The 10,474-nt window shown below is 58.3% G+C and carries 7 protein-coding genes; 2 read left to right on the top strand and 5 right to left on the bottom strand.

Going from position 1 to position 10,474, the window contains the following annotated elements:
- The first annotated feature begins 182 nt into the window (after positions 1–182).
- Positions 183–1,310: a HAMP domain-containing sensor histidine kinase gene (locus tag JFT81_RS26990; RefSeq protein ID WP_201230362.1), complete on the top strand. Its 1,128-nt coding sequence runs from the start codon at positions 183–185 to the stop codon at positions 1,308–1,310.
- Between the two features lie 85 nt (positions 1,311–1,395).
- On the opposite strand, the gene JFT81_RS26985 is transcribed toward JFT81_RS26990, so the two are convergent.
- Complete coding sequence (locus JFT81_RS26985) at positions 1,396–1,701, bottom strand: chaperone modulator CbpM (protein WP_201230360.1); 306 nt, start codon at positions 1,699–1,701, stop codon at positions 1,396–1,398.
- 23 nt (positions 1,702–1,724) lie between these two features.
- On the bottom strand, positions 1,725–2,675 hold the full coding sequence (locus JFT81_RS26980) for a DnaJ C-terminal domain-containing protein (protein ID WP_201230358.1): 951 nt from the start codon (positions 2,673–2,675) through the stop codon (positions 1,725–1,727).
- A gap of 290 nt (positions 2,676–2,965) precedes the next feature.
- Here JFT81_RS26980 and JFT81_RS26975 point away from each other — a divergent pair, with 290 nt between their 5' ends.
- Entirely contained in the window at positions 2,966–4,240 is a 1,275-nt protein-coding gene (locus JFT81_RS26975; RefSeq protein ID WP_201230348.1) for an Hsp70 family protein, read from the top strand.
- 133 nt (positions 4,241–4,373) lie between these two features.
- Here the strand turns inward: JFT81_RS26975 and JFT81_RS26970 are convergent, their stop codons facing one another.
- From JFT81_RS26970 to JFT81_RS26960, 3 genes are all read right to left on the bottom strand, one after another.
- Entirely contained in the window at positions 4,374–5,387 is a 1,014-nt protein-coding gene (locus JFT81_RS26970; RefSeq protein ID WP_201230346.1) for an AI-2E family transporter, read from the bottom strand.
- A 214-nt stretch (positions 5,388–5,601) separates the two neighbouring features.
- Positions 5,602–5,907 carry a PsiF family protein gene (locus JFT81_RS26965; protein ID WP_025111807.1) on the bottom strand — a complete coding sequence of 102 codons (306 nt, stop codon included), beginning with the start codon at positions 5,905–5,907 and terminating at the stop codon, positions 5,602–5,604.
- 144 nt (positions 5,908–6,051) lie between these two features.
- Positions 6,052–10,449, bottom strand: a complete 4,398-nt coding sequence (locus JFT81_RS26960; protein WP_201230344.1) for a DUF6543 domain-containing protein — start codon at positions 10,447–10,449, stop codon at positions 6,052–6,054.
- Positions 10,450–10,474 lie beyond the last annotated feature (25 nt).

Genomic DNA, 10,474 nt, shown 5'->3' with positions numbered 1-10,474 from the left:
AAAATCCTGTTGAAGAACACGCTGAAAAACCCATAACCACGCAGTAATTAGAGAGCCGAAAATACATATATACCGCACTCAAAAAAATCCCCCGGGAACCGGGCATCAGCGGTCGCGTATTTCTCGCCAGAGGGGCTAATATTCGAATCGCTGTCCATCGATTCACCCTCAGGTAACCGCTCATGCGTCTTTGCGAGTTCATCGTCTGCAACGTTGACCCGATCATCGCGGAATGGGAGCAGTTCGCCGCCACCATCACGCCCGCTGCCGAACATATGGACGCCGAGGCCTTGCGTGATCACGCCAAAGCCATTCTGCTGGCCGCCGCTCGCGACATGAAAAAGCCGCAGACGCCTGACGAGCAGGCCGCCAAAGCCAAGGGTGAAGGCCCAGAGCAGACCCCGAGTCTGGACCAAGCCGGCGCCAGCCATGGTGAACTGCGCCATACCGTCGGCTTCGATCTGGTGCAGATGACTTCGGAATTTCGTCACTTGCGCGCCTGTGTGATCCGACGCTGGGTCGACAGCCTCGAATCACCGGACATGAATTACTTTCAGGACATGATCCGTTTCAATGAAGCCATCGATGAAGCGCTGGCCGAATCGACCGCGGCCTATGCCGAACAGGTCAATCGATCGCGTGACATCTTTCTGGCCATTCTCGGCCACGATCTGCGCGCCCCGTTGCAAGCGGTGAGCATGTCCACCGAACTGCTAATGCGTAAAGCCACGCTGGAAGGCGATGCGTTGAACTGCGCGCTCAACATCAAACGCGGCGCCCGGCACATGGCGGCGATGGTCAGTGATTTACTGGAGCTGGTACGCAGTCGCCTTGGCAAAAGCCTGCCGATCGAACCCGCTCCGATGGACCTGGCCGAGGCGGCACGGGCCGCGCTTGCCGAGGCCTGCGCCGGTAACCCGAATTGTTCGCCGGTGCTGCACATTCACGGTGACACGCGAGGCGTATGGGACGCGGGCCGTATCGATCAATTGCTGCAGAACCTGATCGGCAACGCGCTGCAGCATGGTTCGACCACTCAACAGGTGACGCTGACGTTGCAGGATGAGGCGGACGCGGTGTGCCTGTCAGTGCACAACTTCGGCACACCGATTGCCGAAGAGGCGTTGGGGACGATTTTCGATCCGTTGGTGCGCAGCGCCGATGAAGAACTCGGACAGCCTTCGACCAGCCTGGGGTTAGGCTTGTTTATCGTCAAAGAAGTGGTCAACGCCCATGGCGGGACGATTGAAGTCAGCTCGAATGAGGCTGACGGCACACGATTCAGCGTGGTATTGCCGCGAACCTTGTAGGAGCTGCCGAAGGCTGCGATCTTTTGATTTTGTTTTTAAAAGACAAGGTCAAAAGATCGCAGCCTGCGGCAGCTCCTACAGGGGCTCATTCGATTACCAGGCGTGCCAGGCGTTGTCTGAGCATGCGGTTTTCGGCTCGCAACTGGCCAACTTCTTCGAGCAGATCCAGCGCCAGCGCAACACCTTCCCACTCCAGCTCCAGATCGCGCCGCAGCTTGGCGGCGCGTTTGGCCAGGGCCAGTTCGTAGTCGGTGAAGCGCCATTCCCGGGGTTGCGCGCCCTGAGGTTCGAGGATGCCGTGATCGACGATTTCGATCACGTAGACGTCCGACAAATCGGCCGCCTCACAGAATTCTGCCAAGTCCAGTTGAACGATCAGGGGGCTGCTCATGATGGGCTACTCCGTCGCCGAATTTAGAAGTTCTCTCGCGGATTGAAGGCGGCTTTTTTTGCCAGTTCCTGCCACAGCGCCTTGACCTCGTCGTCGGACGCTTTCGGCATCACGGCCTTGAGCTGCACGAACAGGTAACCACGCTCGCCAGCCTTGTTTTTCAGACCGTGCCCTTTGGCGCGCATGCGCTGGCCGTTCTGACTGCCGGCTGGCACTTTGAGGTTGATCTTGCCAGTCAGCGTCGGCACGGCCACTTCGGTGCCCAGCGCCAGCTCCCACGGTGCCAGCGGCAGCGTGATGATCAGGTTGTCGCCTTCGACGTCGAATTTCGGGTGCGGCGCAAACCGAATGGTCAGGTACAGATCGCCATTTGCCCCGCCACCCACGCCCGGTGCGCCCTGGCCTTTGAGGCGGATGCGCTCGCCATCCGTCACGCCCGCCGGGATCTTCACGTTCAGGCTCTTGCTGGTGTTGCTGACGTGCTGGCCGTTGGCGTTGTATTGAGGCACCTGGAAGGTGACCTTCTTCGATTCGTTCGAGAGCGTTTCCTCGAGGAAGATCGGCAGTTCCATTTCCACGTCTTGCCCTCGGCGCCCTGCACTGCGTTGTTGCCGACCCTCGCCGCCACCGAAACCGGGGCCGCGATTGCCAAAGATCGAACTGAAGAAGTCCGAGAAGTCGCCGGTGTCCTGACCACCGCCACCAAAGCCGCCACGGCTCTGCCAGCCCGGAGGCCCCTGGAACGGCTGACCGTGCTGGCCATAACGACGCAGCTCGTCGTATTCGGCGCGTTTGTCGGCGCTTTTCAGCGCTTCATAGGCTTCCGACGCGTCCTTGAATTTCTCCTCGGCGTCTTTTTCCTTGCTGACGTCGGGGTGGTATTTGCGCGCCAGCTTGCGATAGGCCGCTTTGATCGCCTTATCGTCTGCTGTCGGCTCCACGCCGAGTATCTTGTAATAGTCTTTGAAGTCCATTGAAGGAATCACCATCCGTTATCGATTTCGCGCCGATGCCAGCATGCGCCGATTCGCGCGTGCCAGGTTGACCGATCTCAAGGTTGTGACCGGGTGGCGCAGCAGAAGTTTATCGGCAGTGGACGACGGTTCTTGTGACCGCCGGTGGTTCTGCCGGCCCATGCCAGCAAGTTTGGGGCGAAGCTGCGATTTTCAACCAGTTTAGTCGCGAAATAGCAGATGACCGGCCTTCGATTCTGGCGCGCACTGACATACACTGCGCGGCCGTTTTTTGACCGGAACCGAAAGACATGAAAGACGCCTCTCCAGCCCGTGCCTGCGGCATCGACTTCGGCACGTCCAACTCCACCGTCGGCTGGCTGCGCCCCGGCATGGAAACGATGATCGCGCTGGAAGACGACAAGATCACCCTGCCGTCGGTGGTCTTCTTCAACATCGAGGAACGCCGCCCGGTTTACGGTCGTCTGGCGCTGCACGAGTATCTGGAAGGCTACGAAGGCCGCCTGATGCGCTCGTTGAAAAGCCTGCTCGGTTCCAAGCTGATCAAGCACGACACCAGCGTTCTCGGTACGGCGATGCCGTTCAAGGACTTGCTCGGCCTGTTCATCGGCCAGTTGAAGAGCCGCGCCGAAACCGCCGCCGGTCGGGAATTCGAGCAAGTGGTGCTCGGTCGCCCGGTGTTCTTCGTCGATGACGATCCGCTGGCTGACCAGGAAGCCGAAGACACCTTGGTCGATGTGGCGAAGAAGATCGGTTTCAAGGAAGTCTCGTTCCAATACGAACCGATTGCGGCGGCCTTCGACTACGAGTCGACCATCGAGAAAGAAGAGCTGGTGCTGATCGTCGACATCGGCGGTGGTACGTCCGACTTCTCGCTGGTGCGCCTGTCGCCCGAGCGTCGCATGCACGACAACCGTCACGACGACATCCTCGCCACCGGCGGTGTGCACATCGGCGGGACCGACTTCGACAAGCAACTGAGCCTGCAAGGCCTGATGCCGCTGTTCGGCTACGGCAGCCGCATGAAGAGCGGCGCCTACATGCCGACCAGCCACCACATGAACCTGGCGACCTGGCACACCATCAACTCGGTGTACTCGCAGAAATCCAGCCTGGCGCTGGGCAGCATGCGTTACGACATCGAAGACACTGGCGGCATCGATCGCCTGTTCAAGTTGATCGAACAGCGTGCCGGCCACTGGCTGGCGATGGAAGTCGAAGAGACCAAAATCCAGCTGACCCACACCGACAGCCGCCACGTGCCGCTGGATCGGATCGAGGCCGGCTTGAGTGTAGAACTGAGCCGAGCGCTGTTCGAATCGGCAATTGATGCGCTGCTGGAGCGGGTGCGGGGCAGCGTTACGCAACTGTTGAACGATGCCGGTGTGGCGGTCGATCAGGTCGATACGGTGTTCTTCACCGGCGGTTCGAGCGGCATTCCGGCGCTGCGTAACAGCGTCTCGGCGATGCTGCCGAATGCGCGGCATGTTGAAGGGAATATCTTTGGCAGCATCGGCAGCGGTTTGGCGATTGAAGCGATGAAACGCTACGGCGCCATGAACTGATCGGATATCGAGTTGCCCCTATCGCTGGCAAGCCAGCTCCCACAGGATTAACGCCACTTTCAGAAGCGGCGCATGACCTGTGGGAGCTGGCTTGCCAGCGATAGCATTAGATCAGGCAATACTGCCCCCTCTGTTACACCATCCCGCCCAGCTTCAACTCACTCTTCAGGTACGCGTAATAAATCGGCCCCGCCACCACCCCCGGCAGGCCGAACGCGGCCTCGAACACCAGCATCGCCAGCAGCAACTCCCACGACTTGGCACTGATCTGCCCGCCGACAATGCGCGCATTGAGGAAGTATTCGAGCTTGTGGATAACGATCAGATACCCCAACGCCGCCACCGCCACCCAGATCGACAGCGACAGGCCGACGATGGTGATCAGCGTGTTGGAAATCAGGTTGCCGATCACTGGCAGCAAACCGAGCAGGAAGGTCAATACGATCAGGGTTTTGGTCAACGGCAGCTTCACGCCGAACATCGGCAGGATCACCGCAAGGAAGATCCCGGTGAAGAAGGTGTTGAGCAGGGCGATCTTGATCTGCGCAAAAACGATATTGCGGAACGCTTGAACCAGCAGGTGCAAACGGTCGAACAGCGCCGCCGCCAACGGTTTGCGCTTGGTCACGTCCGGCACGCGCTGCAGGGCGATGATTGCACCGAGCACCATGCCGATCAGCAGCGTCACGAACATGTGCGCCGCATCCTTGCCGACCAGTTGCAACTCGGAGAGATGCTTGCTCAGCCATTCGCCAATCGCGACGCGGAATTCACCGGCACTGGCCGGTAGATAAGCGTCGATGAATGGCGGCAATTGTCCGCGCGCACGATCAACCACGCCCATGAATTTATCGAGTGAGGCGCCGGGATTTTCCGCTTCGTGCAAGAGGAAACTGATGGCTCCGGCAAAGATCAGCGCCAGCACACTCACCACCAGCGTACCCAGCAGCGCTACCGCCAACCAACGTGCGCGGCGACCTTCGATCAGCCGTTGCAGTTGCGGGGTGAGCATGTTGACCAGCTCGAACACCAGCAAGCCAGCCAGCAGGCTCGGCAGCAAGCGCAGCGGCAGCACCAGCAGCAAACCGCCGAAAATGATGATGCAACTGACCCAGAACACAACATGACGCTCAGAAAACGTTGGCATACAGCCTCAAAACGAACGGCGTAGAAGGATTGGCAGTCTGCCAGCGTTCCGGGGCGAGCACTAGGTATATGCGGTTCGCCCCATCGGGCCTCATCGCTGGCAAGCCAGCTCCCACAGGCTAAGCGTTGAACACAAATTCAGGGAACAGCCGAAATCCCTATGGGAGCGGGCTTGCCCGCGAATAGGCCAGCCCAACCGCCACAGATTCAGATGATCACTTTTTCTTCAGGCAATCACTCATGAAGGTTTTGCGCGCATCGCCAGTCAGGGCTTTGGTTTTCGCATCGGCGTTGCACGTTTTCATTTTCTCCTGCTGCGGAGTCAGGGTCTTGGCATCGTTGGCCGCCGGCGCTGCCTTGAGGCAGGTGCTCATGAAGGTTTTGCGCTCATCGCCCTTGAGGCTCTTGGCGGTCGCATCGGCATTGCAGGTAGTCATCTTGTTCTGTTGCGCCGTGGCGGCGAAACCCTGGGAACAGAGGAGCAAACCAATCATCAACAAAGGCACACGCAACATCTTCATGGAGTTTTCTCCTTGTCGCCGCACCGATGGATGCGGCCTCTGCAGGAGTGTAGCCAAATCTTGTTACACCTTCCTCCAGCCTCTGCTTCAGCCTTTGCGGCAAGTGCCCGGAACCGTCATCAAGTCCCGGGCGTACAGCGTTATTTACTCAGTGCTTTCAGTTAGCAAATTCTTGAACGCTTCCTGATAGTCCAAATAGGCGTCAAGCCGCTTATCAATAACGGCCGTGGGCAAACGTTCGAAAGAAACTGGCACTGCACCCGCAATGTGGTAGCTGGCGCCGGGCTCGTTCAGCGATGTGAACTGAGCATAAGCCCCCCTCTGATGGAGCTTGTTTATCTTGATCTGCCTGATGGTGTTTTCACGCGACACCTGCGGCAGCGCTGCCGGACCTGGTGCTGTGCTGTTGATGAAGGCGTAGTCGGCAACAGCGGGGCCGGCCTCCAGCGTTTGCAGCGCCGGCAGTTCGAATTCAAAGTAGCCATTGTCAGCCGTATGGGCGACGGGCAATTCCGGCCATGAGTCAGCAACGACCAACTCGGCAAGATTATTCAGGTCGTCACCGATCACCACGTACTGATGGTCGAAGGCGGTGGCCTTGACCAGATGGATGCGCGACGCCCTCGGCTGGCTGGCGAGAATGGAGAACGTGACCTTGGAGTTTTCCGAGCAGTTACCGCCCTTGATCTCAATGGCTTTCTGCGCGGTTTCTGCGCTCGTCAACCGGGCTATAAATTCACCTGATTGAAGATCCAGTTGCCGGAGCCCTTTGATTTTCGCAATTGCCGAGCCGCCTTTTTCCCAGATACTCGGCAATTGGTTACCCGAGAGCGGCAGCAACTCCTTGGCCTGGAATACGGCGCGCTGCGCCGATTGCAAATTGGCCATGACCAGAGGCGATACCTCAGCCGAGGTCGGAATGATCGTCTCATCTTGCGCATACAACCTGCTGCGCCACAGTTCGATCGATGGCTCACCGGGGTGTACCGGGTTTGCGTGAACCGCCTGTTTGAGCGCGAGATATGCCTGATCCAGCCCGGTCTGTTGCAGCGTGCGCGCATTGATACCCAACTGGCATTCGGACTCCGTCAGCGGCTTCAGGCCATCCGCGGCAAAGAGTCTCCCGGCCAATTGCTGGAAGGCTTCGGCGGGCATCAGCGCCTTCAGGTCTGGCAAGACTTCGATACTCTGCACCACCCGTTGATTGGCTTCATAACTGTCCTGGTTGGCTGTGCGCAACGCCTCCCAAAGGCTGTCCAAATAATCGACCGGCAGACTTTCATCCATCAACTTCAGGCCGCGCAGATAGTTGTAACGCTCTACTTCGGCAACGCTGGGGTGAAATGCTGCGGCAACGAACGGGGCAAATTCGTCAGCGACGCTCTGTAATGCAGCGACCTCACCCGCGTCGGGCAGCCCGCCCCCACGCAGGCGCATGACCGACGGGTCGAAGGTATGCACTTGCAGAACGGGCAAATCGTTGAGGATCTTCAGCAGGCGATGAGGTTTGAGAGCATGCCCACGCAGTGCAGACCTCAATTTCGGCCCCTCGCCAATGTGAACGCCCAGCGCATTGCGCTCGGCATCTGGCAACGCCTGCAAGATTGCCGTGTAGAAATCACTGGCGCGGTGCAATGCCTGGCCCGTGTCATCGTATGCCTGGAACCTGCCGTTCTCGTCGACGACGATCGTGCGCTGAATCAACGCTGCGTCAGGGCCGATGCGGTCCAACTGGCGCCCGCCGTATTGATACAACTGCAGGTCGATGTTCACCTGCGGGTTCCAGCCCGGCAAGTTCTCCAGCGAATGCAATACCAGCGCGTCGCCGTCAGTGCTGCTGACCGAATCGAGAAACAATCCTTCATACGCGCGGCTGATGCGTAAATCACGCAGCGCCCAGCGCCCGAAGTTCAGCAACCGTGAGGGAACCTGATTCTCTGCCAGTGTCTCCAGCTCCGAAGGTGTGGCCAGCGCGACCAACTCCTGTGCCACCGGCCCCGGCAGTCCAGGCAATTTGTCCTGAATGACTTGTGCCTGATTCGAGACTGCTTTTGTGTAACGGCTGTAACGCGATTCGAACAAACTCGATTGACGCTGACGAGCCCGTTGCGCCAAGGCGCCGCGCAAACGCCGGGCACTTACATCGGTCGAGGCGACAGGAGCATTGGGCGGATCCCCCAGCAGCGTTCGGGTTTGAGCATCATCGAGTCGCGTCACCAGGGTTTTCAGCAAGTCGCCGTTGGTCAACCGCTCCGACGACAGCCGCACGGGCTTCTTGCTGCCCGAGCCGAGAACCGCCACCACTTCGCCGTGAGCATCGACCAGTTCAACGGCGTCAGCGGTCCACCAGCCATCCAGTAACTGAAACTGCCAGAGGGGATCAGCACTCAGATACGCTGCCGGGTCGGCACTGGACATTTTGTCGATGAAGGCTGTGATATCGCGATCGATTCTGAACCGTTTCACCGTGTCACTGAGCAAGGGAATGGCCCGCTCATTGTTGCTGTACATGCGCAGTAGTGCGCCTGGATCGACCTTGCTGACCGCGCGGATATCGGTGAAATCCTCGGTCAGCCCGTCCACCGACGGCCCAAGCCTTTGCATCAGCGTCTGAATATTCCAGGTGTGCGGTTTCTCGCCTTCGATCACGAACGCACCCTCACCATTGGTCGCGACCAGCGGTTGATAAGCGTCGGGACGCCCCGGATGCAGGACCCGATGTTTGCCGCTACTCGCCTCTTTCCTGACCTCGAAGTGACGCCCCTCCAGGCGCAGGATCGACTTGCCTTGATGCACATGCAGCCCGCCAGCATCCGGCTTCGAGTCGGTCGCCAGAAGTAGATTGCGTTGCAGGTAGGGATCGATATTCTGCCCCCACAGGCGCCGGCTGCCATCGGCCAACGTAACCGGTCTGGCATTTTCGAGGAACGACGACAGTCTCGGTCGAATGACCTCTTGGGCAAAACTGCCGCCAATCGCGAACAGCCCGGCCTCGACAAGCGATACAGTCACACCGATGAGATGTTCTGCCGCTTGCTGATACTCGCCTTCGGCGAGGTCTATCACGCCCTCCACGACCTCGCTGACCAACTGGTAAACCATGTAGCCCAGCATCAGCTCACCGAGAAACGGTACAAACGGCGTCACCACCAACAGCGCGACATTGAGAATGTCGGAGAGCATTTTTTCCAGATTTTCGACCCAGGCCCAGCGCTCGTTGCTGTCGGCGGCCGCCGTGGAAACAGCCAATGTGCGGCCGTCGTCGAGCATTTTGTTGACGTGCTGCTGGAACAGATAAGTCCACACGTCACCGTTGTAACGCTCGCCCGTCTGCTCGCCAAAGCCAATCATGGCAATGCGCAGATGCGGGTTTTGCGCCGGCGTTTCGCGCCACGACGGTACATCCGGTCGCGGCGAAGGTCCGTGATACTGAACCGGAAACAGCAGCGCCTTGAGCTCGGCGAAAAAAAACCCACGCTGCTGATGATCGACGAACTGGCTGAAAAACACTTGATAGGGATTCGGCGAAGATTGCGACGCCAGGACATCGCCCTGCAACTGTCGCGTCAGCTCGGTTGAAAAAGCCCGCAGCGACGGGTACTCCTTCAAGGGGTGCACGGGGTCGTTCGGCACATAGGCGATTACACGCCTGACGCTGGTAACCGGTGCATCAGGATCCGGCATCATCAGCACAATGCCTGTCAGACGAACACCCAGCATCGACAGGTGATAGTAGCGGACCGGCAACCCGTCAAGTTGCAGCCCTCGTTTGCCGTCAAACATGTGCAGAGCGTGCAAATACGCTTGCGCAGAGATGTCTTTTTTCATCAATGCCAGATGAGCGGCTGTTTTGAAGGCATGTCGCTGGCATTCGATAACGCTTTTGCGCACGACACCACGGGCCAGGGGTTCAGCAGAATTCAAATAATCTTCGAGATAGATCTGGTATTGCGCGCCGATGTCCAGCGTTCGACACAATGTCTTGAACTGCTCGACAGTCATCGTCTTCAAACTTAAAGTTTCAAATAACCCGCGCTCATCCGGTTTGCTGATGAACTGGCTGCCCGCCAGCAACTCTTCACCTATGGAAAAATTATGCAATGCCGCATCAAGCATTGAAACGGTCCGAGCACTTACACCACCCGTTACATGAGCGGCCCAAGGTGACAAATGCGCCGGCGAATACAGTCTTATATAAGTTTCCCGAACATCAACTGTCACGCCGTACTGATCGTTAAGCGCCTGAATCAACAAGCGTTGCCCGAAGGCATGGGCGTCCTGCAATTTCGCAAAAATCTTGTCCACAGCAGTCTGCGCCTGCCATCCAGACACCATGGCGCGCTTGAGTGCATCGCGTTCGATCGAAGATGCCGCTTTCAACCAGGGCGGCATGACTTTGGCGCCCTGATTAAGATCGACAACTCTTTTGTGACTGGACTGTACCAACCACCCCGGAATGTTTTCCTTGATTAAAGCGTAATGAACACTTTGACCGACACCATCTTGTGTCGAGCTTTTAATAGTCGACATTAACTCATTCATTTCTAATTTCCACTCAGCCAACTGA

The sequence above is a fragment of the Pseudomonas sp. TH43 genome, from assembly GCF_016650635.1.
In the GTDB taxonomy this organism is placed as follows: domain Bacteria; phylum Pseudomonadota; class Gammaproteobacteria; order Pseudomonadales; family Pseudomonadaceae; genus Aquipseudomonas.
The sequence above is the reverse complement of the archived record's forward strand: the minus strand, read 5'-3'. Positions and strand labels throughout refer to the sequence as shown.

Excerpts from the sequence above, each read along its gene's own strand:
- JFT81_RS26990 (WP_201230362.1), top strand. The coding sequence starts at position 183 with ATGCGTCTTTGCGAGTTCATCGTCTGCAACGTTGACCCGATCATCGCG.
- JFT81_RS26985 (WP_201230360.1), bottom strand. The coding sequence starts at position 1,701 with ATGAGCAGCCCCCTGATCGTTCAACTGGACTTGGCAGAATTCTGTGAG.
- JFT81_RS26980 (WP_201230358.1), bottom strand. The coding sequence starts at position 2,675 with ATGGACTTCAAAGACTATTACAAGATACTCGGCGTGGAGCCGACAGCA.
- JFT81_RS26975 (WP_201230348.1), top strand. The coding sequence starts at position 2,966 with ATGAAAGACGCCTCTCCAGCCCGTGCCTGCGGCATCGACTTCGGCACG.
- JFT81_RS26970 (WP_201230346.1), bottom strand. The coding sequence starts at position 5,387 with ATGCCAACGTTTTCTGAGCGTCATGTTGTGTTCTGGGTCAGTTGCATC.
- JFT81_RS26965 (WP_025111807.1), bottom strand. The coding sequence starts at position 5,907 with ATGAAGATGTTGCGTGTGCCTTTGTTGATGATTGGTTTGCTCCTCTGT.
- JFT81_RS26960 (WP_201230344.1), bottom strand. The coding sequence starts at position 10,449 with ATGAATGAGTTAATGTCGACTATTAAAAGCTCGACACAAGATGGTGTC.